The 21,331-nt window shown below is 67.0% G+C and carries 15 protein-coding genes; 11 read left to right on the top strand and 4 right to left on the bottom strand.

What is annotated here, in order from left to right; translation table 11 throughout:
- Positions 1 to 73 precede the first annotated feature (73 nt).
- The 9 genes from AC1C2S_RS04030 (at position 74) to AC1C2S_RS04070 (ending at position 10,997) form a co-directional block, all read left to right on the top strand.
- Positions 74 to 4,462, top strand: coding sequence for an FtsK/SpoIIIE domain-containing protein (locus tag AC1C2S_RS04030; protein WP_495351253.1), 4,389 nt, complete (start codon positions 74 to 76; stop codon positions 4,460 to 4,462).
- Between the two features lie 31 nt (positions 4,463 to 4,493).
- Positions 4,494 to 4,793: a hypothetical protein gene (locus tag AC1C2S_RS04035; RefSeq protein ID WP_495351254.1), complete on the top strand. Its 300-nt coding sequence runs from the start codon at positions 4,494 to 4,496 to the stop codon at positions 4,791 to 4,793.
- Positions 4,786 to 6,489 carry an ADP-ribosyltransferase gene (locus AC1C2S_RS04040; protein ID WP_495351255.1) on the top strand — a complete coding sequence of 568 codons (1,704 nt, stop codon included), beginning with the start codon at positions 4,786 to 4,788 and terminating at the stop codon, positions 6,487 to 6,489. Before AC1C2S_RS04035 ends, AC1C2S_RS04040 begins: the two co-directional genes overlap by 8 nt.
- Positions 6,486 to 6,689: a hypothetical protein gene (locus tag AC1C2S_RS04045; protein WP_495351256.1), complete on the top strand. Its 204-nt coding sequence runs from the start codon at positions 6,486 to 6,488 to the stop codon at positions 6,687 to 6,689. The genes AC1C2S_RS04040 and AC1C2S_RS04045 overlap by 4 nt, the downstream gene beginning before the upstream one ends.
- On the top strand, positions 6,686 to 7,126 hold the full coding sequence (locus AC1C2S_RS04050; RefSeq protein WP_495351257.1) for a hypothetical protein: 441 nt from the start codon (positions 6,686 to 6,688) through the stop codon (positions 7,124 to 7,126). The genes AC1C2S_RS04045 and AC1C2S_RS04050 overlap by 4 nt, the downstream gene beginning before the upstream one ends.
- Positions 7,123 to 7,731, top strand: coding sequence for a hypothetical protein (locus tag AC1C2S_RS04055; RefSeq protein ID WP_495351258.1), 609 nt, complete (start codon positions 7,123 to 7,125; stop codon positions 7,729 to 7,731). Before AC1C2S_RS04050 ends, AC1C2S_RS04055 begins: the two co-directional genes overlap by 4 nt.
- Positions 7,732 to 7,858: 127 nt before the next feature.
- Positions 7,859 to 8,485, top strand: a complete 627-nt coding sequence (locus AC1C2S_RS04060) for a CGNR zinc finger domain-containing protein (RefSeq protein ID WP_495351259.1) — start codon at positions 7,859 to 7,861, stop codon at positions 8,483 to 8,485.
- 166 nt (positions 8,486 to 8,651) lie between these two features.
- Complete coding sequence (locus AC1C2S_RS04065) at positions 8,652 to 10,055, top strand: HNH endonuclease signature motif containing protein (protein ID WP_495351260.1); 1,404 nt, start codon at positions 8,652 to 8,654, stop codon at positions 10,053 to 10,055.
- Positions 10,056 to 10,373: 318 nt separating this feature from the next.
- Complete coding sequence (locus AC1C2S_RS04070) at positions 10,374 to 10,997, top strand: hypothetical protein (protein WP_495351261.1); 624 nt, start codon at positions 10,374 to 10,376, stop codon at positions 10,995 to 10,997.
- Here AC1C2S_RS04070 and AC1C2S_RS04075 read toward each other — a convergent pair.
- Positions 10,982 to 11,878, bottom strand: coding sequence for an SDR family oxidoreductase (locus tag AC1C2S_RS04075; RefSeq protein ID WP_495351262.1), 897 nt, complete (start codon positions 11,876 to 11,878; stop codon positions 10,982 to 10,984). The two genes, AC1C2S_RS04070 and AC1C2S_RS04075, sit on opposite strands and share 16 nt — an antisense overlap.
- A gap of 86 nt (positions 11,879 to 11,964) precedes the next feature.
- On the opposite strand from AC1C2S_RS04075, the gene AC1C2S_RS04080 reads away from it, so the two are divergent.
- On the top strand, positions 11,965 to 12,555 hold the full coding sequence (locus AC1C2S_RS04080) for a TetR/AcrR family transcriptional regulator (RefSeq protein ID WP_495351263.1): 591 nt from the start codon (positions 11,965 to 11,967) through the stop codon (positions 12,553 to 12,555).
- Positions 12,556 to 12,728: 173 nt separating this feature from the next.
- Positions 12,729 to 14,879: an NHL repeat-containing protein gene (locus tag AC1C2S_RS04085; RefSeq protein WP_495351264.1), complete on the top strand. Its 2,151-nt coding sequence runs from the start codon at positions 12,729 to 12,731 to the stop codon at positions 14,877 to 14,879.
- Between the two features lie 2,962 nt (positions 14,880 to 17,841).
- Here AC1C2S_RS04085 and AC1C2S_RS04090 read toward each other — a convergent pair.
- From AC1C2S_RS04090 to AC1C2S_RS04100, 3 genes are all read right to left on the bottom strand, one after another.
- A complete protein-coding gene (locus tag AC1C2S_RS04090; protein ID WP_495351265.1) occupies positions 17,842 to 19,305 on the bottom strand; it encodes an ABC transporter substrate-binding protein in 1,464 nt (487 codons plus the stop codon).
- A 123-nt stretch (positions 19,306 to 19,428) separates the two neighbouring features.
- Positions 19,429 to 20,316 (bottom strand): carbohydrate ABC transporter permease, encoded by an 888-nt coding sequence (locus tag AC1C2S_RS04095; protein WP_495351266.1) that lies wholly within the window; start codon positions 20,314 to 20,316, stop codon positions 19,429 to 19,431.
- On the bottom strand, positions 20,313 to 21,281 hold the full coding sequence (locus AC1C2S_RS04100) for a carbohydrate ABC transporter permease (protein WP_495351267.1): 969 nt from the start codon (positions 21,279 to 21,281) through the stop codon (positions 20,313 to 20,315). Before AC1C2S_RS04100 ends, AC1C2S_RS04095 begins: the two co-directional genes overlap by 4 nt.
- Positions 21,282 to 21,331: the final 50 nt, after the last annotated feature.

Consider the following 21,331-nt stretch of genomic DNA (forward strand, 5'->3'; position numbering starts at 1 on the left):
GGATTCCGCCCGATATTCGGGCGGAATCCCTGTCTTCCCATCCCATCCCATCTCAACCCGGAGAAACCGGATCATGCGAATTGCAGTGACACTGCGCGACAACACGGACGCCCTCCGCGACTTCTTCATCGATGCTGAGGCCGAGGCTCCGGTCGCCGAAGTACTGCGGCGGATGGGAGCCGACCGCGTGACAGCGGCGACGGGCGACGAGAATGTCACGGTCTCCGGCGTGGGCATCGATCCCGCCGTATCGCTCCGTGCAGCGGGTGTTCGCCAAGGCTCGGTGATCGCGATCGGCGGCGATTCGTCTGCCGGCCACCGGGCGGCGAACGGTCTCGTCGATGTGGGCATCGCGAGCGGTCCTGGATCCGGCGAAGTGGTGCGCCTCGGCCCCGGTCAGCACTCACTGGGCAGCGCGCCCACGAACGACGCTGTACTGCGCGCACTGCCGGCTCAAGGATTCGTCGTGGCGGTCGACATGCAGATGCGGGTGCAGGTGCGCACGGCCTCCGCCCATGTGCGGGCAGAGCTCGGCGGCGAGACACTCACCGAGGAGTTCGCGTCGTGGCCCGACGGGGCGAACCTGAGCTTCGGTGATTCGCTGATGCAGCAACGCAGCGTCACCGAGACCGTGGCAGTACTCGAACCCTCGGATGACGGCAGTGCGCTCGATTTCAACCGGCCACCCCGACTCGGTTCCGCCCGGGCCGACCAGGTGTTCCGCATCCCGGCAGCACCCGCGTTCCAGGCCAAGAGCTCGCTTCCGTGGCTGGCGGTGCTCCTTCCCCTGGTCGCCGGAGTCGTCTCGGCCATCATCTTTCAGTCATTCGGATTCCTTGCGCTCGCGTTGCTGTCGCCGGTCATGGCGATCGCGAACTCGCTGACAGCCCGGCGGCAGGGGCGACGCAGCCACGGCGCCAAGGTGAAAGAGCACCGCGAGACGGTCGCGCACATCGAAGCCGACATCGCCGAACAGCACGACCGTGAACGCGCTGCGATGCTCATCGCCGCTCCCAGCGCCGCAGATCTCTGGACGATCGCTGCTGCGCCCGGGGTGAGGCTCTGGGAGCGTCGGCCCACCGATGACGACCACCTGCTCGTGCGCGTCGGCACCGCGAACCTGCCCAGCGCCGTCGTCGTCGAAGACATGCGCGAGCCGCTGGAGTATCGCCGAAGGATGCCGGGCGTATTGAAGGATGTTCCGACGACGATCCCGCTCGCCGACTCCGGAGTACTCGGCATCGCCGGTCTCCCGGGTCCGGCGCGCGGGCTCGCCAAGTGGCTCGTCGCCCAACTCGCGGTGCTGCAGAGCCCGCGTGACGTGCAGCTGGTGGTGCTCACTTCCGGTGAGAACGACCACGACTGGGGCTGGACGTCCTGGCTGCCGCAGGTGGTACCGGCCCTCGGGCAGGATGCGCGGGCTCTTGTCGGCAACGACGCCGACACGGTCGGCCGGCGCGTGGCGGAGCTGGTACAGCTCGTCGCCGACCGCCAGCAGCGGTCCTCCTCCGGGAGCGCCCGGAACGTGCGCTTCCCGCCGGACGTCGTCGTCGTCTGGGACGGGGCCAGGCGGCTTCGCAGCTATCCGGGCGTCGCAGGCGTCCTGCGCGATGGTCCGGCGGTCGGTGTCTACGCCATCTGCATCGACGACAGCGAACGCTCGCTACCCGAGGAGTGCGACTCCGTCGTCGCCCTCCGCCCGGGCGGGCGCGCCGTGGTGCGCCGGTCCTCGCACGAAGCCGTTCAGAACCTCCGGCTCGACGAGGTCGATCACGACTGGTTCGAAGACGTCGCACGCTCCATCGCGCCGATCCGTGACACGGGTGACGACGAGGGCGACGCCATCCCGAGCGCCGCACGACTGACCGAGGTCATGCAACTCGAGCCGGTGAGCGCCCGCGGGCTGGCGGCAGGCTGGGCCGGGGCAGCGCGCAGCACCCGCGCGACGATCGGGGTATCGCTCGATGGTCCGTTCTCGATCGACCTCGTCGCAGACGGCCCTCATGGGCTCGTCGCCGGAACCACCGGAGCCGGCAAATCGGAACTTCTGCAGACTCTCGTCGCGAGCCTCGCGGTCGCCAACCGTCCGGACGAGATGAACTTCGTGCTCGTCGACTACAAAGGCGGTGCGGCATTCAAGGACGCCGTGCGACTGCCGCACACCGTCGGGATGGTCACCGATCTCGATGCCCACCTCGTCGAGCGCGCGCTGACGTCCCTCGGGGCGGAGCTCACGCGGCGCGAACACCAGCTCGCCGGCGCCGGCGCGAAGGACATCGAGGACTACATCGTCGCGCGCGATCAGAGCAAGGCCGGTGCCACCGCGCCGATGCCGCGGCTGCTCATCGTCATCGACGAATTCGCCTCGATGGCACGGGAGCTGCCCGACTTCGTGACCGGGCTCGTCAATGTCGCCCAGCGTGGACGCTCGCTCGGCATCCATCTCATCCTCGCGACGCAGCGACCATCGGGCGTCGTCTCGTCGGAGATCCGCGCGAACACCAACCTGCGCATCTCGCTGCGCGTGACCGACGTCGCAGACAGCAGCGACGTCATCGATGCCCCGGACGCCGCGCGCATCTCCGCATCGGTACCCGGTCGCGCCTATGTGCGACTCGGGCACTCGTCGCTCATTCCCTTCCAGACAGCGCGGGTCGGGGGCCGTAGCCTGTCGGTCGGCGGCCCAGAGCCCCTGGCCACGCCCGTGATCACTGAGCTCGGCTGGGCATCCGCCGGCTATCCGCTCCCCGCCTCCCCGCGATCTGACACGGCGCAAGGGGAGAACACTGATCTGTCCCGCGTCGTGGAGGCCGCTCGAGAGGCCGCGCTCGACCTCGATCTGCCGCCGAACCGCTCCCCGTGGCTGGCCGCCCTGGCCGAGGTCGTCCTGCGCGGAGATCTCCCGAGCGTCGGCGTTCCCCAGCACGTCGACAGCGCGCGGCTGCCACCCGTGTCGTGGGCGCTCGGCGACCTGCCCAGCGAGCAATCGCAGCACCCGGTGGCCATCGATCTGGCCGAACTGAGCCATCTCTTCATCGCCGGATCCGCCCGGAGCGGGCGATCCCAGGCCTTGCGCACGATCGCCGGCGCGCTGGCCGACACCGTCTCGAGTGCTGATCTGCACCTCTTCGGCATCGACATGGGCAACGGGGCATTGCTTCCGCTCTCCCGACTGCCGCACACCGGAGCCATCGTCCAGCGCAGCGAGCGCGAACGAGTCGTACGGCTGTTCGACCGGCTGCAGGCCGAGCTGACCCGCCGCCAGGAGTTGCTGGGCAGACTCGGCGTCGCCGACATCACCGAGCAGCGGGCTCAAGCCGATGCCGACCAACGCCTTGCGCACATGGTCGTGCTGCTCGATCGCTGGGAGAGCTTCACCAGTACGTTCGGCGACCTCGACGGCGGTGCGTTGGTCGAGCAGGTGCTGGGCTTCCTCCGAGAGGGGGCGAGCGCGGGCATCCATCTGATCCTCGCCGGCGACCGATCGCTGCTGTCCGGGCGCATCAGCGTGCTGACAGAGGAGAAATGGATGCTGCGCCTCGCCGATCGCAGCGACTACGGCCTGGGTGGCCTGAACCCGCGCAAGGTCGCCCAGAGCATCCCCGACGGGCGCATGGTGCGTGCATCGACGGGTCAGGAGGCTCAGGTCGCCCTCCTCGCCGCCGACCCGACCGCGGCGGCTCAGGCGGGAGCGCTCACCGAGATCGCGATGCGCGCGCGCGAGCGCGATCGGGACGTACCGGCCCGCCTGCGCCCGATGCGCATCGACCTGCTGCCGGCGCTGCTCTCTTGGGACGACGCGTCGCTCTACCCCACGAACGCCAGCGCTCCGGCGCTCTGGGCGATGCTCGGAGTCGGCGGCGACGAACTGACCTCGATCGGCGTCGACCTCGCGGAGGGCTCGCCGACGTTCCTCGTCGCCGGTCCGCCGCGTTCCGGGCGCAGCAACCTGCTCGCAACCATGACCCGATCGCTGCTCGACGCCGGCACGTCGGTGGTGCTCATCGCGCCGCGCCGCTCGCCGCTGCCCGGGCTCTTCGCCGGTCACCCCGGCATGCGCACCGTGTTCGAGCGCACCGACATCGACGCAGACGAGCTGCAGGACGCCCTCGACGTCGATGGTCCCGTCGTTCTGGTGGTTGACGACGGAGAGCTCGTTCGCGACATGCCGGCCAAGGATTTCCTGCGCGACTGGATCCGCGGCGCGGCAGGCAATGGTCGTGGTGTCGTGCTCGGCGGGAACGCGGCTGAGGTCGGCGGCGGCTTCATGGGCTGGCAGACGGATATCCGCAACAATCAGCGCGGCGCACTGCTGAGTCCGCGCAACCAATTCGATGGCGACCTCCTGGGCGTGCGTATCCCGCGGTCGGTCACGACGGCGCCCGTCGCTCCCGGTCGCGCGATCGTGCACCTCGGCGACGGCGCGCTGCAGACGCTCCAAGTGCCGACGCTCGTCGAATGACCCCGCCCGCAGAACAGAGGAAGAAGAGTCCATGGCCCCCGACCTGATCGTCGACGCGACACTCGACGACACGAACCGCGATCTCAAGGCGATCCGCGAGGCGTTCACGGATGCGAAGGACAATGCCGAGCAGAATCACAGCATCTGGGGCCAGGACGATCTCTCGCGGGCCATGAAGGAGTTCGTCGACAACTGGTACGTTCACCGCGACAAGATCCTCGACCGGCTCGGCAAGCTGAGCGACCGCGTCGATACGGCTTGCGCGACCTGGACGGATGCAGAGAAGCAGCTCGCCGACAGCCTGCAGGTCAAGGAGACGCAGAATGGCTGAGCGGCCGGGTCGATGGGACCTGCTCGATCGCCGTTCGGATCCGGTGAATGCCGACACGTCCGCGATCGATGAGCAGCTGGGGCATTTCCGGTCGCTGGCTGAGATGCTGCGCGTCGAGGGCCGGCGATTGTCGCGCATCGGTTCGGGCGAGGCTTTGCGCGGCGAGTACGCGGATGAGTTGCGATCGGCCGCGGGTGATGTGGCGAAGGATCTGAATCAGGCCGTCGGGCGCTACGACGCGGTCGTGAGGGCGCTCGTCGAGTTCCAGCCGGCGGTCGACGTGGCACTCACCGGGTCAGCAGCCGCCCTCGATGACGCGATCGATGCGAGCGGTGCGCGGGCCAATGCCGATGCGATGGTTCTCGTGGTGGCCGAGCCGGGCATCGAGCTCACCTCGGAACAGCAGCACCTGAACGACGAGAAGCTGTCGGCGACGGATGCCTCGGCCGCACGCCTGCAGGCCGCGAAGGACAGGCTGTCCGCCGTCTTGAACGAGTTCGACCGCGCCGGTCAGCAGGCAGCCGCGACGGTGCGCGACGGATTCAACGACGGACTGAAGGACTCCGGCTGGGACCGCTTCAAGTACGCGTTCGCCAAGTTCCTGAAGATCCTCGTGGAGGTCCTCGCGATCATCGGGATGGTGCTGGCTGCGATCGCGCTGCTGATCCCGGGGATCGGGCCGGCGATCGCCGCGGCACTGATGACGATCGCCTCAGTACTCGAGGCGATCGTCTTCGTCGCCGAGGTCACTTTGGTCGCCATGGGAGAGGGATCGTGGCTCGACATCGGCCTGTCGATCGCCAGCTTCCTGACATTCGGCGGTGCCAAGGCGATCGGGGTGGCGGCGAAGCGCGCCGTGAGGGCGGCGCCCTCCGGGTCGGCGACCCCGCCGGCTTCTCTCCCGGTATCGCCGGCATCCTCCCGCCCGGTGACGCCGGTCGCGTCCACGCCGGAGCCCCCGGTGCCCGTCCGCCCGGAGACGCCGGTGCCCGTTCGCCCGGAGACACCGGTCGCGTCCACGCCGGAGCCCCCGGCGCCCGTTCGCCCGGCACAGCCGTGGCGGCCGAGGCGGTTGAACGGCCTGTCCCCCGCCGAAGCGGCCAAGCTTGCCGAGATCAAGCGCCTGGACGCTCTCGAGGCCGCCGCCGCAGCCAAGGAGGGCTATCGCATCGATCAGTACACCGGCGGGGGCTACAAGGAGCTCAATTCCTATCTGCGAGATCGTGCGGACGGCAAAGTCCCCGCGAACCCCGAGATCGACAAGAAGATCGCCGATCTCGACACGCGGATACAAGAGGCACCTGTGATGAAAGACCCCATCACCACCTATCGCGGCGTGGAGGGGAACTATGGGGCAGGTTTGAAGAAGGGGGACATCTACTCGGATCCCGCCTATCTCTCCACTTCGACGGACCTGAAGGTGGCGGACGGCTTCATCGCCAAGCAGGGCGGGGAGGGCACCCGGTTCACGCTGAAGACCGACGGTCTCGGGCGTGACATCTCCGAGCACAGCGCGCAGCGTGAGCTCGAGGTGCTCTTCCAACGCGGTGAGAAGTTCGAGGTGGTGAGCAACACGAGAGTCCCGAACGCCTTGCAGGTTCCCGGCACGTCGAACACCGTGGACATCTGGGACGTGCAACTCATTCCGGCGCGTCAGAACGCGGCAGCGTCCGCATCAGGAGTGCGGCAGCCATGAACGATTCGAACACCGCAGTTGGCGACTCCGGCTCGACCCGACCGGTGTATGCCGTGCCCGTCGAGCACTGGGACAGTGTCGACCTTCCAGGCACGAGACGTGCGACCGAGGGCGAGGAGCCGCCGGGTGGCAACCGCTGGCATCTCTCGCATGTCGTGCTGACCACTGCAGACGCCGATCCGAAAGAGGAGCGACCGTGACCGCGCAGACCGAGACAGTCGATCGGATGCTGATCGGTCCGCTGCCCGCGGAGTGGAGCCCCGGCGTGGAGACCGGACTCTTCCAGGCCTCGGGCATTCTGGCCGAACACGCACTCACCGCAATCGTGCGCGTGTTCGAGCCGCTCGAGGAGAACACCCAGTATCTGCTCGATCGGCTCGGCACGGGGAAGATCGGACCGCTCGGTCGCCCGCAGGTGAGCAGCCTGCCCGATGAACTCCCTGATGGAGTGGCCGTGCTGGCGTTCGAGGAGTCGCCAGATGGCTCCCTGACGTCGCGCATCGACCTCGTCCGTCGCCGCTGGGGCCGTGACATCGTCGTCTCTGCGCATTCGGTGCCGGTGGAGGCCGTCGACGAGCTGTACAACGCGATGATCAACCTGCTGAGGACGATCCGTCCGGAAGGGAGCGACCGATGACCGCCTATACGATCGTGGATATCCCGGGATGGGAGAACCTGTCCCTCAACGCGGCAGACCGGGTGGATCTCGATCGTCGTCTCGACGAGCTGGCTCACGGCACCGTGCCCGACGACGTGCCTCGGGACAGTGCGACCCCGTTTCGGCAAGAGGTGCGCAAGCGCCTCCTGCACGTCGTCGGCCAGGCGAGGTCTGCCGGAGCGGGACTGATCTGCCTGCCGGTGGAGCGCATGGGCGAGATCGCGGTTCCGGCGTCGTACACCGTATCGGAATGGCGGGATGCCGATCGCGACGAGGTTCCCCCACTGTCGCTGCTGCAGGTGTTGGCGGGCAACAGCACCGCCGAGGTGCAGATCGTCGACGTCGACGGCCAGCCGGCTCTGCGAGAGGAGTCCGTGGAGGCGGCCACGCCGGAGGCCGATGCGCTCACGCGGTATGCGGGGCGCCGCATCACCTATACGATCTCTTCTCCGGATGATCCGCGGGCGTGGGTCGTATTCAGCTTCATCACCATCGGCGACGGAGATCCCGTCGGCGCGCTGGCCGACCTGCTCGTGGAATTGTTCGACGCCCAGTTGACGACGCTGCGGTGGCGAGTCCGTTGACCCCGGAGGAAGGAGCCGAAGGGCCAGGCGTGGAGAATCGGTCGCCGGTCTCCCGCGACCGATCCCGTCGATAACCTCTAGACTGGCGCCCAAGATCCGGTCTCTCATCGACGAAGGGGGAGACAGTATGGGTGTCATTTCTCTGCGATGGCCGGCGACCAGACGTTCTGGAGAAGACGAGAGCGCTCCCGGTGGACTGGGCTTCGTGCAAGACCTCATGAACACCGCGAGTTTCGGCAATCCTCCCAGGCCTGATCTCTTGGGTTCGATCGAGAGCGGCCAGGCCTGGATGAACGCGGCGTTGGATCTGCTTCGCGACGCCGACCCCTACACTCCGGTCGACCGGTTCGAGTTGGATGGACTCGGTCTGCGGCAACTGGTGTCGTTCCGGGATGAGCTGCGTGAGGCGATCAGACGCCCCCCAGGTCTGTACATCGACGGGCGGCGGTTCGCCGAAGAGCCGGCGTCGATCACGCTCAGCGCCGGGGCCGCACGTCTCCGCCCGACCGGTCAAGGTGTCGGCTTCCTGCGCTCCTACGTGCTCGTTCAACTCGCCATCGCATCCATCGACGATCGCTTCCGACGCCTCAAGCTCTGTGCGAACCCGCTCTGCCGGGTGGCGTTCTTCGACCGGTCGAAGAACTCGTCCAGGGTCTGGCATGACGGGGCGATCTGTGGCAACCGGGTGAACGTCCAAGCGCACCGAGAACGCAAGCGTGCCGCCGAGTCGGCCGTCTCGCGGCCGGCGACGTAGTGCTCCATCACCACTGGCCGTGGCCGCGGCAATGCTGGAGCACCCACGGCGCGGCGACTCGTCCTCCACAGGGTGGTGGCGGGTGAGGTTATCCACAGTCTGACCAGCGGTTTTGCGATGGTTTCGGGCCGGTTCGAATGTCGGTGGGTGGCGGCAGAATGGCAGCATGACCACTTCCGCCGAGGCGTTCGAGCAGTTGCGATCCACGCTGCTCGACGTCCTGGGGCCGGGTGATCCGGCGCGTTGGTCTGACGACGAGTTGCTCGCTGTGACGGCAGCTGTCGAGGCGGCCGGTCGGGTGATCGACGCGCACCGGGTGGCCTGCGCCGGTGAGATCGGGGAACGTTCCCGGGTCGAGCTGGGCACTGAACGGCTCTCGACCCGCCGCGGCTGCCGCACGCCCGGCGAGATGCTCGAACGGGTCAGCCAGGTCTCGGGCGGTGAAGCCCGGCGGCGCCTCACCCTCGGCGCCGCCACCCGCTCCCGCCAAGGCTTGACCGGTGATCAGATGGAGGCACGGTTTCCCGAAGTCGCGGCGGCGCTGGCCGATGGCGAGTTGGGGGCGGATGCCGCGGGCACGATCGTGCGCGAGCTGGGCGGCACCCGGCGAGTGGCCGACCCCGTCGCCCTCCGCACGGCCGAGCGCGAACTCGTCGCCGCCGCCCTCGCATCGGGTGAGGCCCACCCGGTGCGCTGTACGGTCGATGAGCTGCGGGTGCAGGCGCAGGCGTGGGCTGCGTTCCTCGATCAAGACGGCCCCGAACCCGACGACGAACGCGCGATGAGGCGGCGAGGCTTCCGCCTCGGGCGGGCCCGCGACGGGCTCATCCCCGTCAGCGGCGAACTCCTGCCCGAAGTCGCGGCGGGGCTGCGTCGATTGTTCGATGCGCACCTCGCACCGCGGTCGGGCGGCGGGTTCATGACCGCTGAAGAACGTGCCGACATCGCCCGCAACGGCGAAACCCGAACCGCCGATCAGCAACGCCACGACGTGATGGCCGCGATCATCGCGACTGCCGCCCGCTCCGGTGAACACCCCTCCATCGGCGGGTCGGCGCCGACGGTGCTCGTCAGCGTGCGCGCCTCCGACCTCGAGACCGGCCGCGGTGTGGCGCACGCCGACGGTGTCGAGATCCCGGTGTCGCTTCGTGCGGCGAGGCAACTGATGTGCACCGGTGGCACGCAGCACGTCACGTTCGACGGTCGTGGCCGCATCATCCGGCTCGGCGCGCCCGATCGCTGTTTCACACCCCACCAGCGACGGGCGATCACGCTCCGCGACGGCGGCTGCCTCATCCCCGGGTGCAGCGTGCCGGCATCCTGGTGCGAGATCCACCATGTCATCCCCGACGTCGACGGCGGCCCGACCCATCCAGACAACGGCGTACTGCTCTGCTGGTTCCACCACCGCGCGATCGAGACCTCAGGGTGGGGTATCCGCATGATCGCCGGTGCACCGCAGATCCGCCCGCCCGCATGGCTCGACCCCGGCAGCCGATGGCGCAACACCACGAAATCCCCGACCAGACTCGCCGACCAACTCGAACGAAGACCCCCCGAAGTCGCATGACGGTTCCGGCGCGCGTCACCGCACGGGTTGCATGAGGGGTGCGGCGCGCGTTGCCGAACGGGTCGCGCGTGCGGTGCGGCGAGCGTTGTCGAACCGGTCGCGCGTGCGTTGCGGCGCGCGTTGCCGAACGGGTGAGCACGCGCGCGCCCGCGTCACAGCACGCGTACGCCGGGGGGCGTACCGCGGATGCCTCCCCCGGGCGGATGCCGATCGAGCGCGCCGCCGCGATGCTGGTGCGAGTACCGACGACACCCCCGACACCCCGAGACCCCGAGACCCCGAGACCCGCGAGAGAACGAGAGAACGAGAGGAACGACCATGTCGACGCTCACCGGCCGTCCAGGCGCGCCGCCGACCCTGGGCCGCTTCCGCCTGTCGCCGCGCACGAGGAAGCTCGTGCTCGTCACCCACATCGCCGCTGCAGGGTCGTGGCTCGGGCTCGACCTCGTGCTCGGCATCCTGGTCTTGACCGCGTTCACTGCGCAGGCGCAGCCAGCCGCCGCCGCAGCCGCGAGCATCGCCACCTTCGCGACGTGGCCGCTCATCACGATCGGGTTGCTCACCCTCGCGAGCGGCACTGTGCTCGGCCTCGGCTCCAAGTACGGACTCGTGCGCTACTGGTGGGTGCTCGCAAAGCTCGCCCTGAACCTCGTGCTCGTCACCCTCGTGGTGCTGGTGCTCGCGCCCGGCACCGAGGAGCTCTCCGGCACGGCGCTCGACGCCCTCGCGACCGGCGCCTCGCTCGAGGTGACGTCGACCATGGTGTTCCCGCCGATCGTCTCGTCGACGGCCGTGATCGCAGCGATGACCCTCTCGGTGTTCAAGCCGTGGGGTCGGGTGGGCGCTCGACGCCGCAGGCGTGCGGCCGCGACATCCGTCAGCATCGATCGCTCAGTCGCTGAAGCGCCACCCGGCCCGTCGCCTTCTCAGCCGCGCGTGTAGTACCCGGCGGCCAGATCCTCGAGGAGTGTCGGATGCGTCGGCGTCCACCCGAGCAACTGCCGGGTGATCGCGCTCGACGACTGAACGTCGGCGGCGAAGATGCGTCCGATCCAGCCGAAGTGCTCATCGATGTTCGCGGGCTCTATCGACACGGTCGGAATCCCCAGCTGTCGCCCAATGGCGCCGGCGATCTCTCGGGTCGGGATGCCGGGTTCGGCGACGCCGTGCACCACAGCGCCAGCCGGCGCCTTCTCGAGCGCCGAGGCCACCATGGTCGCGACATCCAGCCGGTGCACCGCGGGCCAGTGGTTGGTGCCGTCGCCGACGTACCCGGCGACACCCTTCGCCTGCGCAATGCTCACGAGCACCGACGCGAAACCGTAGTCTCCCTCACCGTGCACGGTCGGTGCGAACCGGAGCGCCACGGCGTGCACCCCACGGTCGACGTACTCGAACGCGAACTGCTCACTCCCCCCTCGCGGCGAGTCGGGGCCGACCGCCGCCGAGCGGTCGCGCTCGGTTCCTGCCCGCCCCTGTGCGAGCCCGAAGACCCCTGAAGCGAAGAGGAACGGACGATCGGAGCCGATGAGGGTGTCGCCGATCGCTTCGACCACTGCCCGCTCAGTGCGGCCCGCGGCGGCGGAGTTCGAGAAGTCGTGATTGTAGGCGAGATGGATGACGGCATCGGATGCCTCGGCACCGGCACGCAGATTCTCGAGGTCGTCGATGCTGCCGCGCAGCACCTCGGCGCCCGCAGCGGTGACGGCGGCGGCCGACTCGTCCGAGCGGGCGAGGCCCACCACGTGGTGGCCGGCGGCGATCAGCTCGGGAACGACGGCGGAACCGATCCATCCGGATGCTCCTGTGACGAAAACGCGCATGGCGTGACTCCTTCAATTGATGTCAGTCTCTGTCATCACTCACGATACACCTGATGTCAGACTCTGTCATCACTAGACTGGTCGCCATGGGACGTTGGGAGGCAGACGCTCAGGGGCGCCTGCGGCAGGCCGCACTCGAACTGTTCACCGCGCGCGGCTTCGAGCAGACGACGGTGGCTGACATCGCCGAGCGTGCGGGCGTGACCGAGCGCACCTATTTCCGCCATTTCAGCGACAAGCGCGAAGTGCTCTTCGACGCATCGAACGAGCTACAAGACGCGGTCGTGCACGCGATCGCAGCTGCCGAGGCTTCCGGCGCCTCCGGGGCTTCCGCGTCGCCCCTCGACACTGTCGGCGAAGCCATGATGAGCGCAGGCTCACTCCTCGAGGAACGGCGCGACTACGCGCGACTTCGTGCCGCGGCGATTGCCGCCAACCCGAGCCTCATGGAGCGCGAACTCTTGAAGCTCTCCGCTCTCGCATCGGCCGCGGCCGACGCCCTCCGCTCCACCGGCGTTGCCGAGCTGAGCGCCAGCTTGGCAGCGGAGTCCGGCGTCACGATCTTCCGCGTCGGCTTCGAACGATGGGTCGCGGATGACTCGCGGGGCACGCTCGCCCAGCAGATCCGCGAGGCCCTGGCCGAACTCAAGGCACTGACCGGCGCCACCGCACGCTGAGCACTGACGGATCCGAGGCGTCGACGACGAACGGCTCGTCGCCACGCGTGGTTGTCCCGGGCGCCGTGTTCTTAAATTGAAACGTTCGCTAGGCTGACCCCGCATACGAGCACGGGGTCGTCAACGATGGGGTGGGGATGCGTCGAGCACTGGGGTGGACTGCAATAGTCGGCATGAGTATCGCGGCGGCGCTCGGGGGTGGCACGGCCGCGAGCGCCTCGGTCGGAGCCGGAGCCGGATCCGGCTCCGTTGCCTCCGCCGCCGCGGCACCCACGACCGTGTCGGGGGTGATCGAGACCGTCTACGAGGGGCCTGACGCACTCACGGATTGGACAGGCTGGCTCGTCGAGGCCTGGCTGACGGGCGGCACCGCGCCGGTGGCGACGACGACGGCCGCGGCATCCGGTGCCTTCTCGGTCGCCTTCGCAGACAGTGTTCCCTCAGACGGCATCGCGTACCTGACCGCGACGGCCCCGGTTGACGCTGCCGGCCCTTCGGCGACTCTGGCGGTCGCTCTTCCGGCCGGGACCTCCACGAGCGCGGTCACCCTCAACGAGCGCACGACCGTAGCGATGGCGTACGCGATGGCCCAGTTCGTCATCCCCGACGGTGTCGCGGGGCTCGCACCGGGCGTGCGCAACTCCGCGGCAATGGCTGCGAACCTCGCCGACCCTGCGACGGGCGCACTCAGCGAAGTACTGACGACCTCACCGAACGGCACGGAGACCTCGACGTGGGCAGCCTTCGACTCGCTGACCGCCGCACTCGCGGCGTGCGTGAATGTGCCGTTCGCCGACCCGGTCGCGCACCCGACCGGGGTCTGCGCGTCCCTGCTCGACGCAGCCGCAGTGCCCGGCGAGCCGGCCCCGACCGATAGCTTCCGGGCATTCTCGTCGATCGCACGCGCCCCCGGCACCGACCCGGCCCGAGTCTTCAGCCTCACCGGGGTCGTTGGACTGCCGTCAGACCTGCCGGTGCTCGCCTCGCCGCCCGCAGCGTGGACCCTTGCGGTGCGGTTCGACGGCGACGGTCAATCGCTCGGCGGCCCCGGCAACTTCGCCATCGATCACGAGGGCAACATCTGGGTCAACAACAACTACCAGTACGCCGCCGACCCGAACACGCCGGTGTGCGGCTCCGACAAGCTGTTCCGGGTCTCGCCGACCGGCGAGTTCACGACCTTCACGGGCGGCGGCCTCAGCGGTGTCGGCTACGGCATCGCGCTCGACCCAGCGAGCGGCAACGTGTGGGTGAGCAACTTCGGGTTCGCCGCCCCAGCACCCCTCTGCCCCGAGGCAGACCAGCCGCCGCACAACAGCAACTCGGCTTTCACTTCAGAGGGAGTGCCGCTCTCGCCCGACACGGGCTTCACCCAGGGCGACATCTTCTGGCCGCAAGGCATGACGTTCGCCGGCGACGGCTCCATCTGGACCGCCAATTGCGGCAACGACTCCGTGACCGTCTACCCCGACGCGGACCCGACCCAGGCGGTGAACCTTCCCTACGACCGTCTCGGGCTCGAGCAGCCGTTCGACATCGTCGACAACGGGCGCGGACTCGTCATCTCGGGCATCGTGAACAGCTCGGTCGCGATGGTCGACTACGACGGCAACCTGCTGCCCGAATCACCCGGCGCGAATGCGGCTTTCGACAACCCGATGGGACTCGCTCGGGATGCCGCGGGCAACGTCTGGGTGTCGAACTCGAGCCTCATCACGCTCCCATGCCCGACAGCCCCCGGCGGCACCGGACCGTTCGCCGACGGCGATGTGAGCGGCCTCGACGAGGTGATCGGCTCGGTCGCACTCGTCACCCCCGACGGCACGGCGACGGAGTTCGAAGGCGGCGGCACGACAGTCGCCTGGGGCATCTCGACCGATGGCGACGGCAACGTCTGGGTCGCGAACTTCGCGGGCAAGCGCCTCTCGGAGTTCTGCGGTGCCGACCCGTCGACGTGTCCGGCTGGGCTCACCACCGGTGACCCCATCTCTCCGGAGGTCACGGGGTTCTTCTTCGACGGCCTGACCCGCAACACGGCGACCGCCGTCGACCAATCGGGCAACGTCTGGGTCACCAACAACTGGCTCGAGGTGCCGGTGCAGTCCAACCCGGGCGGTCACCAGATCGTCGCGTTCCTCGGGCTTGCGACACCGACCGTGATCGCGGCACCGACCGGTGCCGGCAGCACGCCCATCCCTGGGCAGGGTCCCGGGCTGGCCGCAACCGGTACCGATGGCCTGTCGATGGTCTTCGTCGGGACGGGTGCACTCGCGCTGCTCATCGGCGGTGTCATCGTGCGCTTCCGGCGACGCGCGGCCGACTGAGCAAGCGCGCGGATCGACGACCTCCGCGTGAGAATCCTGTTCGACGAAAGCAAGTCGGCGTGACACTCCTGAACCTCCCCGACCACCCGCAGGGTGCGACGAGATCGCCGCACCCTGCTTCTGGGCGGTCGCGTCGGCTCACTGAATAGTGACCCGATCGACGAATACCGTGTTGTCTCCCGCGTTCGCTCCCTTGAACTGGATCGTATGGGTGCCCGCCGTTGTCGTGAACGCGGGTGATGTGAACGTCTGGAACGCCCCGCTCGATGGCGGTACGAATGCCGAACCGTTCACTTTGACGCCGTCGACATAGAGGTCGAGCGCCTGCGCACCGCCGTTGTTGGTGCGCTGGGCGAGCGAGAACGTCACCGTGTGGGAGGCGGCCGAGAGATTCAGCTCCTGCGATACCGAGTTCGTGCCCTGGATGAACGCCGTCTGCTGGCCATCTGGCGCGCGCTGCGCACCGCTGAACGGACTCGTGTTCCGTTGAACCCCTGCTGACCCGGCGAACTGCCACACCCCCGCGGGCTCGTACGTGTAGAAGGTCGTCGACGGGTCTTCGAAGCTCCCATTCAGCAGCCGATTCACATACAGTGCGCCACTTCCGGAAACCACGACGCTGTCGATGTTGACGCGCCCGACCGTGTCGATCGGGTCGATCCGCAAGAGCCTGATCTCACCGGTCCACAACGAGTTGGACGCCATATCGACGGTGTAGGTCGTAGAGCCGCTGTTCGGCTCCACCGCGAAAGCCACCGACTTCGATTCACTCGCACCTGGCGACGACCGAGTCGTGAAGTAGATCCTCCCCGTCGTACTGGCGGTCGCGTTGCTCATTCTGACGGTCACCGTCGGTGCGGACGCAGCATCAAGATGCAGTTGGTCAGGCGACTCGATTCGGGGATCGGTTCCGGTCGAGGTGAGGTTCAGCGCACTCAGATCCGCACCCTCCGCGGTCGTCGACGTTGCGCCCCAGACCTTCCACCGGCTTTCCTGGCCGCTGTTGAAACCCCAGTTGTATGCCTCATCCGGATTCGATGTGTACACGACGCTCGGAGTCCAGCTCGCCTTGTCGTTCGCCGAGGCCCCATTCTCGTTCGTTTCAAAGCGGAGCATGTCGCCGGCATTCACCTCCACGTCGTCGAGCACGTACCCGACTCCGGTGTACTCGTCTCCGGCAGCGACGGTCTGCGCGCCGCTGGCCGGCCAGATCGGCATTCCGTTCATCGTGACCCTGGCCAGGATCCCGTTGCCCTGCCCGGTGTTGTCGGATTTGAGGATGCGCCCGCGAAGGCTCACGGTGCCGGTGACCGGAGCCGTCCATGCCCTGGCAACCCAGCCGTTCGTCGTGGTCCCTGGATGCTGGTCGAACCGCGTGATCTCCGGCACGTTCTGCCCCACCGGCGTCCACTTCTCGGCCCCCGCGTTGTAGACCAGATCGGAATAGGCTGCGCCGTTGAAAGCCTGGTAGGACCAGCTGTTCAGACCCTGGGTACCGCTGAAGTCGGCCGCGGAGAAATACACGTTGCCCGAGCCGTTGGAGAGCGTCTGGTTGTTCGTCGTTGTGAAGCCGGCGAAACCGTTGCCCTGGTCGTACAGGAAGTTCGAGTTGACGTTGATGTTGTCTTTGATCGTGCCCGTAATCGGTGACGCGGCGCCTGCCTGGTTGAGAACCAGAATCGGGCCGTACCCCTTCGCGACCCCGTTGTTGATCATCACGTTGGACGATGACTCGTTGTTCGTCGAGTAATCGCCGGGGCGGTTCCCGAGCTTCAGGAACGACATCGCAGACCCAGGCGTGTTCGCGAACAAGGAGTTCCGAGCCCGCACGTTGTTGTTGAGAATCTCGAAGTCGAGCGCATTTTCGTCGTTCGAACCGGTGCTCGTGACATTTGTGACCATGGAATTGACGAACGTGACGTCTTCGAGGTGGCCGAGGATCACGGCCGTCGTGCCACCGACGTGGTGGCACGGCGCCTCGTTGTTCAAGGACGAGTTCATGACCACCGCATGCTTGACGGTGAAGAGTCGGAGCGCTTCGTCGCATCCCCAGTCGTTGTCGTGACTGGCCAGATGATTGATGACGACATCCTGCACCATGTTGGCGCCCGCTCCGCCACTGCCACCGACGTTGGACTCCAGCTGCTGCATTTGCCCGAGCATGTCGATACCGACGGTGTTGAGGTTGTGTTCGCCCGTGATGTCATCCATACGCACGCCTTTGAGGAAATAGTCCGTCGACGAGAACGTGGTGTACTTTCCGGTGATCTGGATGCCGGACGAGTTGCGCACGTTGTCAGCCAGGGCGCTGGGCACCGGCGTGTCGACGACGCCATCGGTGAAGAAGATGAGGCCTTTGATGTCGTGCGCGAAGATATCCGTGAAGCTCAGGCCCTTGTGTCCGAGAGTGTCGTAATAGGCGAGGATGCCCGATGCAGCGGACGCGACCTCGAGGTGACTGAAGCTCCAGTAGTCCCCGTTGACGAGCTTGATGACGCGGTCATCCACCGACCCATTGCGGATCAGCTTCGGATTCGCCCCGCTTCCGTAGGCGCCGACGGAGATCCCGTTCGATGCGGTTCCGGAACCCCTGAGGTTCATCTGCTGGTTCCACGTCGCCCCCTTGGCGAGGAGGATCGCGTCGCCCGGTCCGAACGCGCCATGCGAGTTGATCGGAGTGAACGTGCACCAGGGCTGCGCCTGGGTCGCAGCACCCGAGTCGCTGCAGTTCGAACCGGCCTGGTTGTCGACGTAATAGGTCGTACCGACGGCCCATGCCGGCTGGCTGATCCCGCTCAGCGCCAGCGTGGCAAGTGCCGTCGCAGTCATCGCCGCGATCATTCTTCGCTTCATGGCAAATCCTCTTCCTCGTTGAAGTCGGTATTGCAAATTGCGTACAGAGTTGCGGAAGGGGCGGGACCGACGGGGCCCGCCCCCAGGTGCAGGTCGCGCGATGTGCTGGCTACTGCTGCGCCCACGGCTCCGTCCACTTGGCCTCGGCGGCCTGCTCCTTGGCCCAGGCAACGGCGTTGTCATTGAGCTTGACCAGCTCGTCCTCCAGGGAGGTCGTGCCGAGGAGATACCCGGCACGGGTGTTCTCGGCCGAGACGGCCTTGGGTCCGCGCCACAGGCCACCGTTCTGGCCACCGAGTGACAGAGTTGCCCAGGCGCCGTCGTTCATGGCCTCGAGTCCGGGCGGGGCGGTCAGCGCAGTCACCGCCGGAATGCCGCCGGTCTCGTCGAGCCAGGTCTGAACCTTCGGGCTTGAAACGTACTGGAGGAAGGTGATGGCCGCGTCCAGCTGCTTGCCCTCGATATACGCGGGGATCATGTAGGCGGTTCCACCGTTGTTGACGCCGAACTGCGCCGGCTCGCCCGTAGCCTGATCCGAGTCGCTCTTGGAGACCGACGGGAACGGCAGCGTGCCGTAGTCGAAATCCACCGTCGCGAGCTGCGTGGAGGCGAAGTTCGTTCCCCAGGCCATGGCCGCTTTGCCTCCGGGAAAGTCCGTTCCGCCGGTGAAGGCACCCTCGGACTTGATGCCGGACCAGTTCGGCGTCGCGCACTCGTCGTAGAGCTTCTTGAGCACCTCGAGAACCGCGGCGAACCCGGGATCCCTCGTCATGTTGATCTCGTCGGAGAGGTAGCCATGTGCGACGCTCTTCACGGTCACCGGTGTGCTGGTGCCCGGTTCGCCGTCTGCGCCGAACGTGTTCACCGCCTCCGTCTCATTCACGAGCAGCATGGATGACAGTGCCGTCGACGCCCAGCCCACGGGCAGGTTTCCGCTGTCTGTGGCGAGCGGGGTGTAGCCGGCGTCCCTGATGTCGCTGCATGCCTGGGTGAATCCGTCGAAGGTCGCCAGGTCCTCGACGTCGACCCCCGCTTCCTCGAGGATGTCCTTGTTGAAGTAGATGCCCACCGAGACCAGGTTGAACGGAATCGACTCGTAATGGCCCGCCGTGTTCTGGCCGAGACGATCCTCACCGCCGAAGTACTGCGAGTTGAAGTCCTCGATCCACGGCTTGCCGGTGTCTGCGAACTCGTTTGGCTTCGCCAGAGCGTCATCGAGAGAGACGACCTGGTCTGGCGCGTGGGTCGTCTGGTTGAAGATCAGCTCGGGCGCGGTGCCGGCCGTCAGCTGGGCAGCGGATGTCTGCGACCAGGAACTGAGCGGCAGAACATTGGTCTTCACCGTGATGTCGGGGTTGTCCTTCTCGAAGTCGGCGATCAAGTCGTCCCAGGCCGGCCCGAACGTGTTCGTGTCGCTCGTGAACTGGTTGGGGCCGGAGAGGGTGATGGTCACCTTGTCCGAGTCGCTCGCCGCCGGCGAGCATCCGGCCAGCGCGAGCATCGTGCCCAGCGTGGCCGCGGACGCGACCGCAGTCAGGCCAGCCCGCCGCAACTTCTTCGTTGTCTGTAGCATGCTTCCCCATTTCTCGGGTGTTCCAGGAATGTTCTCTTGGGTGTTCATTGGTGGTAAATCGTTTCATTCGAAATCCGAAGGAATCGCCCGACCGCCGCCCTGGGGCTCAGGGGCGAACGCGGCTCAGTGGGCGCCGGGCACGCCTCCCTGGACTCCGGCGAGGAAGTACTTCGACAGAAAGACGAAGAGCAGAACCAGGGGGAAGCTGGCGATCAGGTATCCCGCCATGAGCGGACCGTAGTCCGTGGCGTTCTGGCCCTGGAAGAACTGGAGTCCAACCGAGACCGTGCGCAGGTTGTTGTCGGAGATCACGAGCAACGGCCAGAAGAAGTCATTCCAGACCTCGCTGACGGTGATCAGCGAGATCGTTCCGAGCACGGGCAGCGAGAGCGGAAGCATCACCGAACGGTACATTCGCGCTCCGTTGGCACCGTCGAGACGGGCCGCGTCGAACAGGGTCTGCGGGATTCCCTCGACGAAGTTGCGAATCAGGATCGTGCCGAGAACGCTCCCGCCTACCGTGTACGGCACCACCAGAACGATGTAGGTGTTGAGCAGGCCCAGATCTTTCATGATGATGAAGAGCGGGATCAGGTTGGCCAGGCCGGGCACCATCATGAGCACCAGCACGGCGCCGTAGACGAGGCCTCTGCCGGCGAAGCGGTAGCGCGCGAGGACGAAGCCCGAGATCGATGCGATCAACAGGATGAGCACGATGGAGATCACCGCGACGACGGCCGTATTGAACAGGTACGGCTGGATCTGGTTCCAGGCCACCGAATAGTTCTCGAAGTGCAGCGGGAACGAGATCTGCCAGAAGCTGTCGGCGAACTGCTGGTTCGTCTTCAGCGAGGTGACGACCATGAACAGGTACGGCGCGAGGGCGACGGTCGCGAGAATGATCAGCACCGACTTCAGGCCGAACTGCCGCGACTTCCGTGGCCGGCGCGCGGTCGCGCTGCCTGTGGTGATGCCGCTTGTTCGCACAGTGCGGTCACGGATCGTGGTCACATTTCACCGCCGTCGGCGGTCGAGGAACCGCGTTTGCGCGCCAGTACGACCACGGCGCTGATGGTGATGGTGATGAGGAAGAGGGTGGTGGACAAGGCGGCGGAGTAGCCCCAGTCGCCGCCCTGGAAGGCCACGTTGATCATCCGCAGGATGGGCACCATCGTCGCGTTGTCCGGGCCCCCGGCTGTGAGCACGTAGGCGACGAATCCATATTGCAGAGTTCCGACGACCGCGAGGAACAGCAGGATGCGAATCTGGCTGGCCATGAGCGGAAGGTCGATCTGCCAGAACCGCGCGAATCGTCCCACTCCGTCGAGCTGGGCCGCCTCCAGCACCTCGACCGGAATGTTCTGCAGACTGGAGTAGAAGATCAGGAACGGCAGGCCCGCGATGAACGGGAAGCCGACGAAGAGCAGGGAGAGAAGCGCGGTGCTTTCCTGCCCGGTCCAGTTCTGCGCCAGCGCCCCGAGTCCGAGTGCCTTGAGCGTCTGGTTGATCACACCGTCGTTCGGGCTGTAGAAGAATCCCCAGACCAGTGCGGTGACCACGCCCGGGAAGGCCATGGGAACGATGAGGAGCGTGCGCATCGTGAACTGCCAGCGCGCGCTCCTGAGCGAGATCAGCAGCTCGGCGGCGAACAGCGGAAACACCCACGACGCCACGGCGAACAGGAAGATGTAGCCGAGGTTTCGGAACGAAGCCCACCAGATCTGGTCGCTGAACATGGCGATGTAGTTGTCGAATCCGAGAAAGGTCGATTCCGCGGCCGGCTGCCAATGGAAGAACGACCAGAAGATCGCGGAGACGGCCGGATAGTAGGCGAAGTACCCGATGATGACCGCGAGCGGGAGGAGCGCGAGGTAGGCCCACCAGCGAACGGGTCGCTTGCGGGGCGTTCGCGCCGCGTTCCGCGATTCCGACGGTGGCGAGGGGATGAGCGATGGGGCATCGAGTGTCACCACCATGATCAGCACCTCACCATCGAGTTTGAATCAGACGTGTTCGAAGGAATATA

This window comes from Agromyces sp. Y782 (assembly GCF_059445405.1).